Raw genomic sequence first — 16,445 nt, 5'->3', positions numbered from 1 at the left:
TTGAAACGGTTCAACGGCGAACGGCGAGCGTGAGGAGCATATACCGAACCGTGTTCGAATTTCTTGCCGCCCGCGCCTTGACAAGCGCTTGCTTCGCGTTCTAGTTTAGCGAAATCCATTCATGAAACGATTCAAAAACACGGCGTTCACACGCCGCGCCCCGCACCCTTCAGGGAGGAACCCCCGTGACCGCCGCGCCACCAGAGAGCCAGCAGCCGCAGCGCGTGTGCTTCACCCTCCGCGTCCGCCCCGAGCGCCTCGAGGAGTACCGCGAGCGCCACGCCGCGGTCTGGCCCGAGATGCTCCGGGCCCTCGCCGCGACCGGCTGGACGAACTACTCCCTGTTCCTGTCCGAGGACGGCCTCCTCGTCGGCTACCTCGAGACCGCCGACTTCGACGCCGCCCGCGCGGCCATGGCCGCGACCGAGGTCAACGCCCGCTGGCAGGCGTCCATGGCCCCGTTCTTCGAGGGCACCGGCGGGGCGAACGCCGACGAGTCGTTCCACGTCCTCACCGAAGTGTTCAACCTGGAGACCCAACTGGCCGCGGCCGACGCCGCGGCTGAAGGAGCCGGCAAATGACTGACCGCACCCCGTACGCCAAGCAGGTGCTGGCGGCCCAGAGCATCGAGATGCCCTCGTGGGCGTTCGGGAACTCCGGGACCCGCTTCAAGGTCTTCGCCCAGCAGGGCGTCCCGCGCGACCCCTACGAGAAGCTCGCCGACGCCGCCCAGGTCCAGCGGTACACCGGAGCCGCTGGCTCCGTCGCCCTGCACATCCCCTGGGACAAGGTCGAGGACTACGCCGACCTCGCCCGCCACGCCGCCGAATTGAACGTGCGGATCGGCACGATCAACTCGAACACGTTCCAGGACGACGACTACATGCTCGGCAGCGTCTGCCACCCCGACGCGAAGATTCGCCGCAAGGCCGTCGAGCACCTCCTCGAATGCGTCGACATCATGGACGCCACCGGCTCCACCGACCTCAAGCTCTGGTTCGCCGACGGCACCAACTACCCCGGCCAGGACTCCATCGCCGGCCGCCAGGACCGCCTCGCCGAGGTCCTCGCCGAGGTCTACGCGCGCCTCGGCGACCACCAGCGGCTCCTGCTGGAGTACAAGCTGTTCGAGCCGTCGTTCTACACCACCGACGTCCCCGACTGGGGCACCGCCTACGCGCACTGCCTCAAGCTCGGCCCCCGGGCGCAGGTCGTCATCGACACCGGCCACCACGCCCCCGGCACCAACATCGAGTTCATCGTGGCGTTCCTGCTGCGCGAGGGCCGGCTCGGCGGCTTCGACTTCAACTCCCGCTTCTACGCCGACGACGACCTCATGGTCGGCGCCGCCGACCCGTTCCAGCTCTTCCGCATCATGCACGAACTCGCCCTGCGCGAGGTGATCCTCCCCGAGTCCGGCATCGCCTACATGCTCGACCAGTGCCACAACATCGAGCCGAAGATCCCCGGCCAGATCCGCTCGATCATGAACGTCCAGGAGGCCACCGCCAAGGCCCTCCTCGTCGACCGCGACGCCCTCGAAGCCGCCCAGCAGGCCGGCGACGTCCTCGGCGCCAACGCCGTCCTCATGGACGCCTACAACACCGACGTCCGCCCGCTCCTGGCCGAGGTCCGCGCCGAGCAGGGCCTCGACCCCGACCCGCTCGCCGCGTACGCCGCCAGCGGCTACGCCGACCGCATCAAGGCCGACCGCGTCGGCGGCTCCCAGGCCGGATGGGGCGCGTAGATGAGCACTGTGGACGACCTCGTCACCCGCTCGAACCGCCTCGGCGCGGACAAGCGCAACACCAACTTCGCCGGCGGCAACACCTCCGCCAAGGGCACCGGCCCCGACCCGGTCACCGGGGGCGACGTCGACCTGCTGTGGGTCAAGGGCTCCGGCGGCGACCTCGGCACCCTCACCGAGGCCGGCCTCGCCGTCCTGCGCCTGGACCGCCTGCGCGCCATGGCCGACACCTACCCCGGCGTCGACGCCGAGGACGAGATGGTCGCCCGCTTCGACTACTGCCTCCACGGCCGCGGCGGCGCCGCCCCCTCCATCGACACCGCCATGCACGGCCTGGTCGACGCGGCGCACGTCGACCACCTCCACCCCGACTCCGGCATCGCGTTCGCGACCGCCGCCGACGGGCCCGCGCTCACCCGCGAATGCTTCGGCGACCGCGTCGTGTGGGTCCCATGGCGCCGCCCCGGCTTCCAGCTCGGCCTCGACATCGCCGCCGTCAAGGCCGCGAACCCGCAGGCCATCGGCTGCATCCTCGGCGGCCACGGCATCACCGCCTGGGGCGACACCTCCGAGGCGTGCGAAGCGAACTCGCTGGAGATCATCCGCGGCTGCGAGGCCTACCTCGCCGCACACGGCGACCCCGCCCCCTTCGGCGCGACGGTCGACCGGTGGGCCCCGCTCGCGGAGGCCGCCCGCCGCGAGCGCGCCGCCGCCCTCGCGCCCGTCATCCGCGGCCTCGCCTCCACCGACCACCGCCAGGTCGGCCACTTCACCGACAGCCCCGAAGTCCTCGACTTCCTCGCCTCCGAGCGGCTGCCCGAACTCGCGGCCCTGGGCACCTCCTGCCCCGACCACTTCCTGCGCACCAAGGTCCGGCCCCTGGTCCTGGAGACCGGCGCCGGCGACCCCCTCGACGACGTGATCGCCCACCTCACGGAGCGCCACGCCGCCTACCGCGAGGACTACCGCGCCTACTACGAGCGGTACGCCACCGCCGACTCGCCCGCGATCCGCGGCGCCGACCCGGCGATCGTCCTCGTCCCGGGCGTCGGCATGTTCTCCTTCGGCGCCGACAAGCAGACCGCGCGCGTCGCCGGCGAGTTCTACGTCAACGCCATCAACGTGATGCGCGGCGCCGAGGCCGTCTCGACCTACCGGCCGATCGAGGAGTCCGAGAAGTTCCGCATCGAGTACTGGTCCCTCGAGGAGGCCAAGCTCCGCCGCCGGCCCCGGCCCAAGCCGCTCGCCGGGCGGGTCGCGCTCGTGACCGGCGCGGCCGGCGGCATCGGCAGGGCCACGGCCGAGCGCCTCGCCGCCGAGGGCGCCTGCGTGGTCGTCGCCGACCTCGACGCCGACAAGGCGGCCGCCGCGGCCGCCGGGATCGGCGGGCCCGACGTCGCGATCGGCGTCGCCTGCGACGTCACCGACGAACACGCGGTCACCGCCGCCCTGGACGCGGCCGCGCTCGCGTTCGGCGGCGTCGACCTCGTCGTCAACAACGCCGGCCTGTCGCTGTCGAAGCCGCTGCTCGACACCACGGCCGCCGACTGGGACCTCCAGCACGACGTCATGGCGAAGGGCTCGTTCCTCGTCTCGCGCGAGGCCGCGCGGCTCATGATCGCCCAGGGCCTGGGCGGGGACATCGTCTACATCGCGTCGAAGAACTCGGTGTTCGCCGGCCCCAACAACATCGCGTACTCGGCGACCAAGGCCGACCAGGCCCACCAGGTGCGGCTGCTGGCCGCCGAGCTCGGCGAGCACGGCATCCGCGTCAACGGCGTCAACCCCGACGGCGTGGTGCGCGGCTCGGGGATCTTCGCCTCCGGGTGGGGCGCCGAGCGCGCCGCCGTCTACGGCGTCAAGGAGGAGGAGCTCGGCCGGTACTACGCGGGCCGCACCCTCCTCAAGCGCGAGGTCCTCCCGTCCTCCGTCGCCGACGCCGTCTACGCCCTCGTCGGCCCCGACCTCGGCCTCACCACCGGCGTCCACATCCCGGTCGACTCCGGCAACCCGCAGGGATTCCTCAGATGACCCGCACCCGTCGCCCCGCCCAGCCGCTCGCTGCGCTCGCCTCCCCGAACCGGATTGAACGCTGATGACCCGCACCCCGACGCGCCCGCCCGCCGCCCTCCGCCACCCGGCATCGAGGGCGCCCCGCGCCCGCCGCGCACCGGCGCTCGCCGCCCCGGACCGGAGTGAACACTGTGCCTTATATCGCAGCCGTCGACCTCGGCGCGACCTCCGGGCGCGTCATGGCGGCGCACGTCGTCCACGACGGTGACGGGAACCGGATCCGGCTCACCGAGGCCGCCCGGTTCCCGAACCGGGCGGTCCAGGTCCACGGCCGCCTCCACTGGGACGTCCTCGGCCTGTGGGCCGGCGTCCTCGAAGGGCTCCGCGCCGCGAACGCCGCCGCCCCGGACGGGATCGCCTCGATCGGCGTCGACTCCTGGGCCGTCGACTACGGCCTCCTCGACGCCGACGGCCGCCTCCTCGCCAACCCCGTCTGCTACCGCGACGCCCGCAACGCCCCGGCCCGCGACCGGCTCCTCGCCGCCCTCGACCCCGCCGACCTGTTCGCGCGCACCGGCATCCAGCACCAGCCGTTCAACACCGTGTTCCAGCTCGCTGCCGAGGACGAGGCCGCGCTCGACCGCGCCGACCGGCTCCTCCTCATCCCCGACCTCCTCGCCTACTGGCTCTCCGGCGCCACCGCCTGCGAGGCCACGAACGCCTCCACCACCGGCCTGGTCGACCAGGCCACCGGCACCTGGCGCCACGAACTGTGCACCGCCGCAGGCTTCCGCGCCGACCTCCTCGGCGCCATCACCCCCACCGGCACCGTCCTCGGCCCGATCCTCCCCGAGATCGCCCAGGCCACCGGCCTCGCCGCCGACACCCGCGTCATCGCCACCGCCAGCCACGACACGGCCGCCGCCGTCGCCGCCGTCCCCGCCGAAGGCGACCGCGCCGCCTACATCTCCTGCGGCACCTGGTCCCTCGTCGGCACCGAGCGCACCACCCCCATCACCACCCCCGAGGCCCTCGCCGCCGGGTTCACCAACGAGCGCGGCGCCGACGGCACCATCCGGTTCCTGCGCAACGTCGCCGGCCTGTGGCTCCTCAGCGAGTCCGTCGACGCCTGGCGCCGCCAGGGCCTCGACGTCGACCTCGCCGAGCTCCTCGCCGCCGCCGGCCGCGCGGAGCGCCTCCGCTCCGTCGTCGACCCCGACGACCCCCGCTTCGCCGACCCCGGCGACATGCCCGCGCGCATCCGCGACTACTGCGCCGAGACCGGCCAGCCCGTCCCGCAGACCCCCGCCGAGACCGCCGCGTGCATCCTCGACTCCCTCGCCCTCGCGCACCGCCGCGCGATCGAGTCCCTCGAAGCCCTCACCGGCGAACCCGTCGAGACCGTCCACATCGTCGGCGGCGGCTCCCGGAACGAGCTGCTGTGCCGGCTCACCGCCGACGCCACCGGCCGCACCGTCCTCGCCGGACCCGACGAGGCCACCGCCCTCGGCAACGCCCTCGTCCAGGCCCAGGCCCTCGGCCTCATCGGCCCCGGGCCCGCGGCCCGCCGCGCCGCCGCCCGCGCCTCCGCGCAGCCCCGGCGCCACGAACCCCAAGGGGCCCAGGCCTCCTGGCAGCAAGCAACCCAACGCCTGTTGGGGCGAACTCCATAGATCCTGAACGGCCCGCCCCCGCGGGACCCCTCAAAGAAGAAGGAGCAGTCAACGATGATCAGCCACCCTTACCGCCTCCGGCGCCGATCCCTCCTCACCGGCGCCTCCGCGGCCGCCGTGCTCGCCGCCGCGGCGTGCGGCGACGACGGGCCCGCCGGCACCGCCGACGACCCGATCGAGATCAGCTTCGAGTGGTGGGGCGACGAGTCCCGCGCCGAGATCACCCAGCAGGCCGTCGACCTCTTCCAGCAGCGCAACGAGGGCATCAAGGTCCAGACGAACTTCGCGGACTTCCCGACCTACTGGGAGGGCATGACCGGCCGCATGGCCTCGCGCGACCTGCCCGACGTCTTCCAGATGGACTACTCGCGCCTGCGCCAGTTCGGCTCCGGCGGCCTCCTGCTGCCCCTCGAAGGCGTCGTCAAGACCGACGACTTCCGCGAGGGCTTCCTCGACACCGCCAAGCTCGACGGCCAGCTCGTCGCCGTCCCCATCGCCGGCAACACGCTCGGCCTCATCTACCGCGCCGACTGGTTCGAGGCCCACGGCGTCCCCGCCCCCGCCCCCGGCTACAGCTGGGACGACTACAAGTCGGCCATCTCCACCCTCACCCCCGCCCTCGGCGAGGGCAAGTGGGGCGGCGGCGACTGGGCCGGCCAGTACCACTTCATGGAGCTGTGGCTGCGCCAGCAGGGCGGCTCGTTCTACACCGAGGACGGCAAGGCCCTCGCCTTCGACCAGGCCAAGCTCGCCGAATGGTGGACCACCAGCGCCGACCTGTACACGGCCGGCATGGTGCCCCCCGTCGAGACCACCATCGAATGGGTCGAGGGCGGCCTCGTCCAGGACCTCCTCGCCTCCGAGATCGGCTGGGACAACTTCATGCCCGGCTACTCGCCCACCGTCGAGGCCAACGGCGGCACCCTCGCCCTGGCCGCGCCGCCGAGCCTGGACCCGGCCAACCTCGGCCTCTACCTCAAGCCCTCGATGCAGCTGGTCATCTCCGGCGCCACCGAGCAGGCCGAGGCCGCCGCGAAGCTCGTCGACTTCCTCCTCGGCGACGCCGAGGCCATCAAGATCCTCGGCACCAACCGCGGCGTCCCGGCCACCAACACCGGCCTGGAGAACGTCGAGATCGACGCGCCCACCCAGGCCGTCCTCGACTACGAGGCGAGCGTCTCCCAGTACCTGACCACCCCGCCGCCCGCGCCGCCCGCCGCCACCGGCGCCGTCGAGGTCAAGTTCGGCGAGATCTACCAGCAGGTGCAGTACGGCGAGATGACCCCCGCCGAGGCCGCCGAGCTGTTCTTCACCGAGGCCGAGACCCTCCTGGCCGCCGAGCAGTAACGACCAGCGGGCCGCGGGGCGGCCCGGCCGTCCGCACCGGACGAGATCCGCCCCCGCGGCCCGAATCCCACGCCGATAAGGAACCCAACCGTGTCAGCTTCACCCTCCACCGCCGCACCGCCCGCGGCAGACGAGGCCGGAGCCACCGCCGCGAAGGACCAGCGCAAGCGCGGGACGGCCAAGCGCCGCCCGGTCTCGCGCCGCGGCGAGCTGCTCACCGGCTACACCTTCATGATCCCCTGGATCATCGGCTCCCTGGTCTTCACCGTGGGGCCCATGCTGTGGTCGCTGTGGCTCTCGTTCACCGACTACCACCTGATCCTCGGCGGCGACTTCATCGGCTTCGACAACTACACGGCGATGTTCGCGGACCCCATGTTCGGGCGCGCCGTCAAGGTCACGCTCGTGTACGTGCTCCTCGCCGTCCCCTTCAAGCTCGTCGCCTCCCTCGCCGTCGCCATGCTCCTCACCCAGAAGCGCCGCGGCATCGGCTTCTACCGGGCCGCGTTCTACATGCCCTCCCTCATCGCCATGAGCGTCGGCATCGCCATCGTCTGGAAGGCCCTGTTCGCCAAGGGCGGCCCCCAGGACCAGTTCATGTCCTGGTTCGGCTGGGAGGGCGGCGGGTTCATCGGCAACCCCGACGTCTCCATCCTCATGCTCGTCCTCCTCAGCGTCTGGACCTTCGGCGCGCCCATGGTCATCTTCATGGCCGGGCTCCTCCAGGTCCCCGGCGAGCTCTACGAGGCCGCCGAGGTCGACGGCGCCGGCAGGTGGCACCGGTTCGTGCACATCACGATCCCCATGCTCTCCCCGGTCATCTTCTTCAACGTGCTCATGGAGACCGTCCACGCCTTCCAGCTGTTCGGCCCCGCCTTCATCATCGGCGGCACCGCCGGCGGCCCCGCCTGGTCCACGCTCTTCTACACCGTCCGCATCTACGCGCTCGCGTTCGTGGACCTGCGCATGGGCTACGCCTCCGCGTGGGCCTGGATGCTCGTGCTCGCCGTCGGCGTGGTCACGCTCATCATGTTCCGCGCCGCCAAGAACCTCGTCTACTACGCCGGGGAGGACAACCGATGACCGCCGCAACCGACGCCCCGCGCGTCGTCGCCCGCCGCCGGCGCACCGGCGCCGAACGCGCCAAGTCCGTCGCCTGGCACCTCGCGCTCCTGGCCGTCCTCGTCGTCGTCCTCTACCCGGCCTTCTGGGTCCTGACCGCCTCGGTCAAGGAGAACAGCGACATCCTCACCAACCTCTCGCCGATCCCCACCTCGATCACGTGGGAGAACTTCGCGAGCGCCTTCGACGGCATGGCCGGGGTCCCGCTGTGGCGGTTCTTCTGGAACTCCTTCGTGATCGCGGCGCTCTCCGTGGTCGGCATCGTCGCCTCCTGCTCGATCACCGCGTACGCGCTCGGGCGCCTGGAGTTCCCCGGCCGCAAGGCCATGTTCGCGGTCGTCATCGCCACGCTCCTGCTCCCGGGCCAGGTCATGCTCATCCCGCAGTACCTGATCTTCTCCGAGATGGACGTGGTCAACACGATCTTCCCGCTCGTCATCGGGAAGTTCCTCGGCCTGGACGCGTTCTTCGTGTTCATGTACGTCCAGTTCCTGCGCGGCATCCCGCGCGAACTCGACCAGGCCGCGACCATCGACGGCGCCGGGCACGTCCGGATCTTCTTCTCGATCATCCTGCCGCTCCTGCGCCCGGCGATCGTGACCTCCTCGATCTTCACGTTCATCTGGTCCTGGAACGACTTCATGGGCCCGCTGATCTACCTGCACGAGATCGAGAAGTTCCCGCTGCCGCGGCTCCTCCAGTCCTACAACAACACCGAGGCCGTCTCCAACTACGGCGGCATGATGGCCATGACCCTGCTCTCGCTCGTGCCCGTGGTGCTGTTCTTCCTGGTCTTCCAGAAGTTCCTCATCAAGGGCATCGCCACCTCCGGGGTCAAGGGATAGTGGCGACCGCGGCGAGAGCCCGGCGGCAGGCGTTCGGCGAGGGCTTCGCGCTCTTCGCCGAATGCCTGCTGACCGGCGCCTGGTTCGCCCTCGCGGCGCTCCCGGTGGTGACCGTCCCGGCCGCGCTGGCGGCCGCCTCCCGGCACCTGCGCGCCTACACCGCGGGCGAGCCGGCCTCGTGGGGCGTGTTCTGGGCCGACTTCCGGGCGGCCTGGCGCGGCGGCCGGCCGGCCGGCCTGGCGACGACCGGCGCGGCACTGCTGCTGCTCCTCAACCTCGCCGTGCTCGCCCAGGAGGGCGTGCCGGGCCGGGCCGGGTTCGCCCTGGCGACGTTCGCCGTCGCCGACCTGGCGCTCACCGTGCTGCTGCGGGCGGCGGCCGACTGGGAGCCCGGCTCGCGCTGGCGGGACCTGTCCGCGGCCGCCGTGGAGCACACCAGGACCGACGCGGGCGGCACGGGCCTCCTCCTGGGCGGCGTCGCCGTCCTCGCGGCGGCCGCGTGGGCCCTGTGGCTCCTGGCGGTGCCAATGGCCGGGTGCCTGGTGGGCGCGGCGGTGGCGGTGCGCCGGCGGCGGCTCGACAGGGAGGCGGACGCGGGGGAGTAGTCCTCACGGGCGAGGCGGGGCCGCGGGGCGTCCTGCGGGAGAAGGATCGGGATTCCTTCCAGCGACGGGCGTCGATGCTTGCTAGCGTGGGGGGCGAACCACCCCCAGTGGTCCGGCCCTCACGGCCGTCACCGTGAACCCGCACGGAGGCAACATGTCCCAGACCCCGCCCCAGCCCACCGGCAAGACCCGACCCGGGTCGGTCAGCTTCGCCGTGTGGCTCCAGATCCTCCTGGCCGTCTTCTTCGTCGCCCAGACGATCATCGGCTTCATCTACGGGCCCGACGCGCAGGCGGCCGCCGAGGCCGAGCTCGAGGCGCAGGGCTTCAGCACCGCCGACCTGCCCGAGGGCACCACCTTCGAGTCCGGCGGCGCCACCGCGTTCGTCCCGATCGCCTTCGCGGTGCTCCTCATCGTGCTGGCCGTCCTCAACGCCGCGGGCAACCGCGTCGGGCGCATCCTCACCTGGATCGTGCAGCCGCTGGTGCTCATCTGCGGCGGCCTCATCGCGTTCACGCTGTTCTTCGCCGCCGCCTCGCTGGAGGCGGGCCTGGAGGCGACCGGCGAGGGCGAGGGCCTGGACGTCCAGGCCCTGTTCGACGCCGTGTACGGCGCCTACCCGTCGTGGACGGCGGTCGTCGACTACGGCCTGGTCGCCCTCGCGACCCTCGGCTCCCTGCTCGTCATCGTCCTCCTGGCCGTCCCGTCGGCGAACGCGTACTTCCGCAAGGAGGAGCCCGAGAAGTTCATCCCCGGTGCGCCCCCGGCCTAGCCCCGGGCGCACCCCGACACCCGACCCGGGCCGGCCCCAGCAGGCCGGCCCGGGTTGTTTCCCATCACGTTTTCAATAAGAGATATATCGACATCGAGGCGTTCCGCCTCCTCTGAGGACAGGCAGTTCGCAGGCTCGGCAACGAATATCGCCGGGCTGCGCCCGTCAACCGTCAAAAGGGCGCCTCGAATTTCCGCGGTACGCCTGTCGGCCCCTGCGGTTAGAATCGCGGTACACCCACCGAAGCGAATCGAAACGACCACACACCGCTCGTCCGCCGGCGAGCGAGAGGAGACCGACCCAGGGCACCGGGCCGCGACGCGGCCGGCGCCGCCGAGAGGACCGCCTTGAGCAAACCAGCAGTCACAGCGCCGCCCGCCGGCTGGGGGGTGTGGACCTGGCCCAACCTGGTCACCGCCGTGCGCCTACTCGGCATCCCGCTGTTCTGCTACCTGCTCCTGGCGACGCAGTACTACTGGCAGGCCGCCGTGGTCCTCGCCGTCGGCAGCGGCACCGACTGGGTCGACGGGCAGCTGGCCCGCCACCTGAACCAGGTCTCCAGGCTCGGCCGGCTCCTCGACCCCTTCGTGGACCGCCTCTACATCCTCACCGCGCTCCTGGCGCTCACCTACACGGGCCTGCTGCCGTGGCTGTTCACGCTCGCCGCGCTCGCCCGCGAGGCCGTCATGGTCGCCATGGTCATCGTGCTGCGCTGGCACGGCCACGCCCCGCCCCAGGTGCACTTCCTCGGCAAGGCCGCCACGGCGGTCGTGTTCTGCTCGTTCCCGGTCCTCGTCATCGCGGGCCTGGTCCCCGAGGCCGACTTCTGGGCCAAGCCCTTCGGGTGGGCCCTCGCATGGTGGGGCCTGGGCCTGTACTGGCTCGCCGCGATCGTGTACCTGCGCCAGGCCGCCGGGCTCCTCAAGGCCGGCCGCCCGCGCACCGAGATCGCCGCCTGAGCCGTGCCGCGGTCCCACGACCGCAGCCGCGGGCGGCGCTCGATCACGCGGCCCCCGACCCCATGCAGCGGCCGATCGGCCGGGCGATACGGTCATGGTCGTCCGACCCGCCTCCCGGCGGGGTCCTCAGAGGGGAGCACCAGGTGATTCCGGAAGAACTGCGCTACACGGCGGAGCACGAGTGGGTCGAGCAGCGGGACGGGAACGTCGTCCGCATCGGCATCACCGAGTTCGCGCAGAACGCGCTGGGCGACGTCGTATACGTCCAACTTCCGGAGGCGGGCGCCGAGGTTCGGGCCGGTGACGTGGTCGGCGAAGTCGAGTCGACCAAGAGCGTCTCCGACGTGTACGCTCCGTTGACCGGTAGGATTCTAGCGTGCAATGACGAATTGTCGGAATCCCCGGAATTGGTGAACAGCGACCCCTATGCGGCGGGCTGGATGTTCGACATCGAAGTCGAGGATTCCGGCTCGCTCAGTGCTTTGCTCGACGCCGGAGCGTATGCGAAGCTTACGGAGTGACCAGAGGGTCCAGACTTGTAGAAGGTGGCAATCCATGACGCGTTCGAATGACGAGTTCCCTCCGCCGGATGTGACGGCCACGATGAACCTGTCCGCCCTCCAGGAGGGCGGCGAGGTCGACGCGGAGCTCAACTCCGCCCGGTTGGCGGACTCCCTGCCGGCGGGCACCGCGTTGCTGGTGGTCCGCCGCGGGCCGAACGCCGGTGCGCGCTTCCTGCTCAACACCGAGGTGACGACCTCCGGCCGCCACCCTGATTCCGACATCTTCCTCGACGACGTGACGGTCTCGCGGCGCCACGCCGAGTTCCACCGCGACGCGTCCGGTTTCACCGTCCGCGACGTGGGGAGCCTGAACGGCACCTACGTCAACCGGGAGCGCGTGGAGACCGCGGGCCTGGGCAATGGCGACGAGGTGCAGATCGGCAAGTTCCGCTTGGTGTTCATCTCCGGTCCCAAGCCGGCCGCCTGACCGGTGCCGTCCCCCGGCGCGCGCAGCGCGCGCGTCGTCGGCGCAGTAGGCTGAGAGTCTCAGGACCCGCCCGGGCCAGTCCCTGGCGGGTCCTTTCATTAGACGGCGATCCGTTGGAGGCGTTACCGGTGCGGATGATGACCGTAGTCGGGGTCCGCGTGGAACTGCCGAGCAACCAGCCGGTGGTGCTCCTCAAGGAGGTCGACGGGAATCGCTACCTGCCGATCTGGATCGGGACGGTGGAGGCGGCCGCGATCGCCTATCAGCAGCAGGACGTGCAGTTGTCGCGTCCGCTGACGCACGATCTGATCCGGGACGTGCTGGACGCGCTGGACGTGACGCTGACGGCCGTGGAGATCACGGAGCTGCGGGACACGATCTACTTCGCGGAGCTGGTGCTGGACGGGCGGACGCGGGTGTCGTCGCGGTCGTCGGACGCGATCGCGATCGCGCTGCGGACGGAGGCGCCGATCTGGTGCGCCGACGAGGTCCTGGACGAGGCCGGGGTGGTCCTGCCGGACACGCAGGAGGACGAGGTGGAGAAGTTCCGGGAGTTCCTCGAGGAGGTCACGCCCGAGGACTTCGAGGAGAACCGCTGAGGGTCTCGTCCGGGGGCCGGTGCGGTCCCTGCGGCCGGGTGTTTCGCAAGCGTGCGGGGCCCGCGGGCGGCCGAGCTTTTCTCTCGTTCAGCCCATGGTGGAGGGTCGCGGCGTTACGCTCACCCTCGGAGAACACCGGCTGCGCTCGGAGGATGTGCGATGGACGCCCACAGTGAACCTTCGTCGGGACGCCCTGCGGTCCCTCCCAGTCAGATCCGCGGGTGGCGCGGGACGGCGGCGTGCCGGGTCGTGGGGATCACGTACCGGCAGCTGGACTACTGGGCGCGGACGGGGCTGGTGGAGCCGAGCATCCGGCCGGCGTCGGGGTCGGGGTCGAACCGGTTGTACTCGTTCCGGGACATCATCGTGCTGAAGGTGATCAAGCGGCTGCTGGACGCGGGGGTGTCTTTGCAGAACATCCGCAAGGCGGTGGAGGCGCTGCGGTCGCGGGGCGTGAAGGACCTGGCGGAGATCACGCTGATGTCGGACGGGTCGACGGTGTACGAGTGCCGGTCGGCCGGCGAGGTGATCGACCTGCTGCGCGGCGGCCAGGGGGTGTTCGGGATCGCGGTGCGGTCGACGGTGACCGAGGTGATGGGGCGGTTGGCGACGCTGCCGGGGGAGGCGCCGGTGAAGGCGCCGACGCAGCTGCACGGGCCGGAGCGGTTGGAGGAGCGCCACACGACGGGTGTGCCCGGTCGCCGGCGCGGGGTGTCCTGACCTACGATGGCGGCAGAGCCGGAAAACCGGGCGGGAGAGATCGTGGGCCTCATGCGCTACACGGCACCGAAGGGGCAAGTCCCTCGCTTCAAACTCTCAGGTACCAGGACCGTTCGGAACAGGCCGCTCTGAAGCCGCACCGCCGGTGACAGACGAGGGGATGCCAGTGTCGTCCCATGTCACCGGAGGTACCGTGACCGACCGTTCTTCTTTCGCCGCCCGCCACATCGGCACCGATCCCGCGGATCAGGACGCCATGCTCAAGGCGGTCGGGTATCCGAGCCTCGAGGCGCTGATGGACGCGTGCATGCCCGCGCTCATCCGCTCCGCTGATGGCCTGGGGCTGCCGCCGGCGGTGTCGGAGACCGAGGCGCAGGCCGAGCTGCGGGCGCTGGCCGGGTTGAACCGGCCGATGCGGTCGATGATCGGCCTGGGCTACTACGGGACGCACACGCCGGCGGTGATCCGCCGGAACGTGCTGGAGAACCCGTCGTGGTACACGGCGTACACGCCGTACCAGGCGGAGATCAGCCAGGGGCGCCTGGAGGCGCTGCTGAACTTCCAGACGATGGTCGCGGACCTGACGGGGCTGCCGGTGGCGGGCGCGAGCCTGTTGGACGAGGCGACCGCGGCGGCCGAGGCGATGCTGCTGGCGCGCCGGGCGGCGAAGCGCGGGGCGGGCGACGTGTTCGCGGTCGACGCGCGGGTGCTGCCGCAGACGCTCGCGGTGCTGGCGACGCGGGCGGAGCCGGTGGGGATCGACCTGCGGGTGGCCGACCTGTCCGATGGCGTCCCGGAGGGCGCGTTCGGGGTGCTGCTCCAGTACCCGGGGGCCGACGGGTCGGTGCGGGACTGGGGCGCGGTCGTGGAGGCCGCGCACGCGCAGGGGGCGCTGGTGTCGGTCGCGGCCGACCTGCTGGCGCTGACGCTGCTGCGGGCCCCGGGCGAGTTCGGGGCGGACATCGCGGTCGGGTCGACGCAGCGGTTCGGGATGCCGATGGGCTTCGGCGGCCCGCACGCGGGCTACATGGCCGTGCGCGAGTCGTTGCAGCGGCAGTTGCCGGGCCGCCTGGTGGGGGTGTCGCGCGACTCGGGCGACCGGCCCGCGCTGCGTCTGGCGCTTCAGGCGCGCGAGCAGCACATCCGCCGTGAGAAGGCCACGAGCAACATCTGCACCGCGCAGGTGCTGCCGGCGGTGATCGCGTCGTCGTTCGCGGTGTGGCACGGTCCGCGGGGGCTGCGGGCGATCGCCGAGCACGCGGCGGGCCAGGCTGCGCGCTTGGCCGCGTCCCTGACCGGGGCCGGCGTGAGCGTCGCCGGGGACGCGTTCTTCGACACCGTGACCGTGCCCGTGGCGGGCCGCGCGGACGAGGTGGTGGCCGCGGCCGCCGCCGCGGGCGTCAACGTGCGCCGGGTCGACGCGGACACGGTCGCGGTCGCGTGCGACGAGACCACGACCGAGGCCGACCTCGAGGCCGTGTGCGCCGCGTTCGGCGTCCCCCTCGCCGCCCCGGCCGCCGCCGCGGTCCCGGCCGGCCTGGCGCGCGAGTCCGCGTACCTGACCCACCCGGTGTTCACCGCCCACCACTCCGAGACGGCGATGATGCGCTACCTCAAGCGCCTCGCCGACATGGACTACGGGCTCGACCGCGGCATGATCCCGCTGGGGTCGTGCACGATGAAGCTCAACGCGGCCGCCGAGATGGAGCCGATCTCCTGGCCCGCGTTCGCCGACGTCCACCCCCTGGCCCCCGCCGACCAGACCGAGGGCTGGCGGATCCTCATCGAGCAGCTCGAAGGCTGGCTCGCCGACGTGTGCGGGTACGCGGCCGTCTCCGTGCAGCCCAACGCCGGGTCCCAGGGCGAGCTCGCCGGGCTCCTGGCCATCCGCGCCTGGCAGCACGACCGCGGCGAGACCGGCCGCGACGTCTGCCTCATCCCCGCCTCCGCCCACGGCACCAACGCCGCCAGCGCGGTGCTGGCGGGGATGCGGGTCGTGGTGGTGGGGTGCGATGAGGCGGGGAACGTGGACCTCGCTGATCTGGACGCGAAGATCGCGGCGCACGCGGACCGGTTGGCGGCGCTGATGGTGACGTATCCGTCGACGCACGGGGTGTACGAGTCGACGATCGTCGAGGTGTGCGCGCGGGTGCATGACGCGGGCGGTCAGGTGTATGTGGACGGTGCGAATTTGAATGCTTTGCTGGGGTGGGCGAAGCCGGGGCGGTTCGGGGCGGACGTGTCGCATCTGAACCTGCACAAGACGTTCTGCATTCCGCACGGCGGTGGTGGTCCGGGTGTGGGTCCGGTGGCGGTGGCGGCGCATCTGGTGCCGTTCCTGCCGTCGGACCCGTCGGAGGCGGCGGCGGGTCCGGTGGGGCCGGTGTCGCAGGCGCGGTGGGGTTCGGCGGGGATTCTGCAGATTCCGTGGATGTATCTGCGGATGATGGGGTCGGCGGGGGTGACGGCGGCGACGGCGTCGGCGGTGCTGGCGGCGAACTATGTGGCGGCGCGGTTGCGGGATCACTTCCCGGTGCTGTACACGGGTGAGCACGGGCTGGTGGCGCATGAGTGCATCCTGGATCTGCGGGAGCTGTCGCGGGAGTCGGGGGTGACGGTCGAGGATGTGGCGAAGCGGTTGATCGACTACGGGTTCCATGCGCCGACGATGTCGTTCCCGGTGGCGGGGACGCTGATGGTGGAGCCGACGGAGTCGGAGGACCTGGCCGAGCTGGACCGGTTCGTCGATGCGATGGTGGCGATCCGGGAGGAGATCGCTGAGGTCGCGTCGGGTGCGGTCGCGGTGGAGGATTCGGCGCTGCGGGCGGCGCCGCACACGGCGGCGGTGGCGACGGCGGACGAGTGGGGTCGGGTGTATTCGCGGTCGCGGGCGGCGTGGCCTGGCGGGGTGTCGGGGCAGAAGTACTGGCCGCCGGTGGGTCGGATCGACAATGCGTGGGGGGACCGGAACCTGGCGTGCACGTGTCCGCCGGTCGAGGCGTTCGGGGAGTAGCCGGGGACCGTTCGGGGGAGGCCCGCTCACTACTGTGGGC

Annotated in this window: 15 protein-coding genes and 1 riboswitch; all 15 genes read left to right on the top strand. The window is 71.7% G+C overall.

Annotated features, from left to right (window positions below; all coding sequences use genetic code 11):
• Nucleotides 1-185 precede the first annotated feature (185 nt).
• Complete coding sequence (locus tag EIW28_RS15935) at nucleotides 186-581, top strand: L-rhamnose mutarotase (protein WP_197717304.1); 396 nt, start codon at nucleotides 186-188, stop codon at nucleotides 579-581.
• The gene (gene rhaI, locus EIW28_RS15930; protein WP_125248692.1) at nucleotides 578-1,747 is read left to right on the top strand and encodes an L-rhamnose isomerase; all 1,170 of its coding nucleotides are present in this window, start codon (nucleotides 578-580) and stop codon (nucleotides 1,745-1,747) included. Before EIW28_RS15935 ends, rhaI begins: the two co-directional genes overlap by 4 nt.
• Nucleotides 1,748-3,778, top strand: coding sequence for a bifunctional aldolase/short-chain dehydrogenase (locus EIW28_RS15925; RefSeq protein WP_125248691.1), 2,031 nt, complete (start codon nucleotides 1,748-1,750; stop codon nucleotides 3,776-3,778).
• Between the two features lie 173 nt (nucleotides 3,779-3,951).
• A complete protein-coding gene (locus EIW28_RS25430; RefSeq protein ID WP_269462605.1) occupies nucleotides 3,952-5,433 on the top strand; it encodes a rhamnulokinase in 1,482 nt (493 codons plus the stop codon).
• A 54-nt stretch (nucleotides 5,434-5,487) separates the two neighbouring features.
• Nucleotides 5,488-6,780 carry an ABC transporter substrate-binding protein gene (locus EIW28_RS15915; protein ID WP_125248690.1) on the top strand — a complete coding sequence of 431 codons (1,293 nt, stop codon included), beginning with the start codon at nucleotides 5,488-5,490 and terminating at the stop codon, nucleotides 6,778-6,780.
• 90 nt (nucleotides 6,781-6,870) lie between these two features.
• Nucleotides 6,871-7,863 (top strand): carbohydrate ABC transporter permease, encoded by a 993-nt coding sequence (locus EIW28_RS15910; protein WP_197717303.1) that lies wholly within the window; start codon nucleotides 6,871-6,873, stop codon nucleotides 7,861-7,863.
• Nucleotides 7,860-8,747 (top strand): carbohydrate ABC transporter permease, encoded by an 888-nt coding sequence (locus EIW28_RS15905; protein WP_125248689.1) that lies wholly within the window; start codon nucleotides 7,860-7,862, stop codon nucleotides 8,745-8,747. The genes EIW28_RS15910 and EIW28_RS15905 overlap by 4 nt, the downstream gene beginning before the upstream one ends.
• The gene (locus EIW28_RS15900) at nucleotides 8,747-9,352 is read left to right on the top strand and encodes a DUF624 domain-containing protein (protein WP_197717302.1); all 606 of its coding nucleotides are present in this window, start codon (nucleotides 8,747-8,749) and stop codon (nucleotides 9,350-9,352) included. Before EIW28_RS15905 ends, EIW28_RS15900 begins: the two co-directional genes overlap by 1 nt.
• Nucleotides 9,353-9,506: 154 nt before the next feature.
• Nucleotides 9,507-10,124: a hypothetical protein gene (locus EIW28_RS15895; RefSeq protein ID WP_125248688.1), complete on the top strand. Its 618-nt coding sequence runs from the start codon at nucleotides 9,507-9,509 to the stop codon at nucleotides 10,122-10,124.
• Between the two features lie 347 nt (nucleotides 10,125-10,471).
• The gene (locus tag EIW28_RS15890) at nucleotides 10,472-11,083 is read left to right on the top strand and encodes a CDP-alcohol phosphatidyltransferase family protein (protein ID WP_125248687.1); all 612 of its coding nucleotides are present in this window, start codon (nucleotides 10,472-10,474) and stop codon (nucleotides 11,081-11,083) included.
• 143 nt (nucleotides 11,084-11,226) lie between these two features.
• Nucleotides 11,227-11,604, top strand: a complete 378-nt coding sequence (gcvH, locus tag EIW28_RS15885) for a glycine cleavage system protein GcvH (protein WP_125248686.1) — start codon at nucleotides 11,227-11,229, stop codon at nucleotides 11,602-11,604.
• A gap of 34 nt (nucleotides 11,605-11,638) precedes the next feature.
• Nucleotides 11,639-12,073 (top strand): FHA domain-containing protein, encoded by a 435-nt coding sequence (locus EIW28_RS15880; RefSeq protein ID WP_091046005.1) that lies wholly within the window; start codon nucleotides 11,639-11,641, stop codon nucleotides 12,071-12,073.
• A gap of 128 nt (nucleotides 12,074-12,201) precedes the next feature.
• Nucleotides 12,202-12,672: a bifunctional nuclease family protein gene (locus EIW28_RS15875; RefSeq protein ID WP_125248685.1), complete on the top strand. Its 471-nt coding sequence runs from the start codon at nucleotides 12,202-12,204 to the stop codon at nucleotides 12,670-12,672.
• A gap of 159 nt (nucleotides 12,673-12,831) precedes the next feature.
• Nucleotides 12,832-13,392, top strand: coding sequence for a MerR family transcriptional regulator (locus EIW28_RS15870; RefSeq protein ID WP_125248684.1), 561 nt, complete (start codon nucleotides 12,832-12,834; stop codon nucleotides 13,390-13,392).
• A gap of 21 nt (nucleotides 13,393-13,413) precedes the next feature.
• Nucleotides 13,414-13,514, top strand: a riboswitch (glycine riboswitch).
• A 38-nt stretch (nucleotides 13,515-13,552) separates the two neighbouring features.
• Nucleotides 13,553-16,405: an aminomethyl-transferring glycine dehydrogenase gene (gcvP, locus tag EIW28_RS15865; RefSeq protein ID WP_125248683.1), complete on the top strand. Its 2,853-nt coding sequence runs from the start codon at nucleotides 13,553-13,555 to the stop codon at nucleotides 16,403-16,405.
• Nucleotides 16,406-16,445 lie beyond the last annotated feature (40 nt).

The sequence above is a fragment of the Glycomyces terrestris genome (assembly GCF_003933745.1).
Taxonomy (GTDB): domain Bacteria; phylum Actinomycetota; class Actinomycetes; order Mycobacteriales; family Micromonosporaceae; genus Glycomyces; species Glycomyces terrestris.
The sequence above is the reverse complement of the archived record's forward strand: the minus strand, read 5'-3'. Positions and strand labels throughout refer to the sequence as shown.

Bases quoted from the DNA above. Each gene is read 5' to 3' on its own strand.
- rhaI (WP_125248692.1), top strand. From the start codon at position 578: ATGACTGACCGCACCCCGTACGCCAAGCAGGTGCTGGCGGCCCAGAGC.
- EIW28_RS15925 (WP_125248691.1), top strand. From the start codon at position 1,748: ATGAGCACTGTGGACGACCTCGTCACCCGCTCGAACCGCCTCGGCGCG.
- EIW28_RS15915 (WP_125248690.1), top strand. From the start codon at position 5,488: ATGATCAGCCACCCTTACCGCCTCCGGCGCCGATCCCTCCTCACCGGC.
- EIW28_RS15905 (WP_125248689.1), top strand. From the start codon at position 7,860: ATGACCGCCGCAACCGACGCCCCGCGCGTCGTCGCCCGCCGCCGGCGC.
- EIW28_RS15895 (WP_125248688.1), top strand. From the start codon at position 9,507: ATGTCCCAGACCCCGCCCCAGCCCACCGGCAAGACCCGACCCGGGTCG.
- EIW28_RS15880 (WP_091046005.1), top strand. From the start codon at position 11,639: ATGACGCGTTCGAATGACGAGTTCCCTCCGCCGGATGTGACGGCCACG.
- EIW28_RS15870 (WP_125248684.1), top strand. From the start codon at position 12,832: ATGGACGCCCACAGTGAACCTTCGTCGGGACGCCCTGCGGTCCCTCCC.
- gcvP (WP_125248683.1), top strand. From the start codon at position 13,553: ATGCCAGTGTCGTCCCATGTCACCGGAGGTACCGTGACCGACCGTTCT.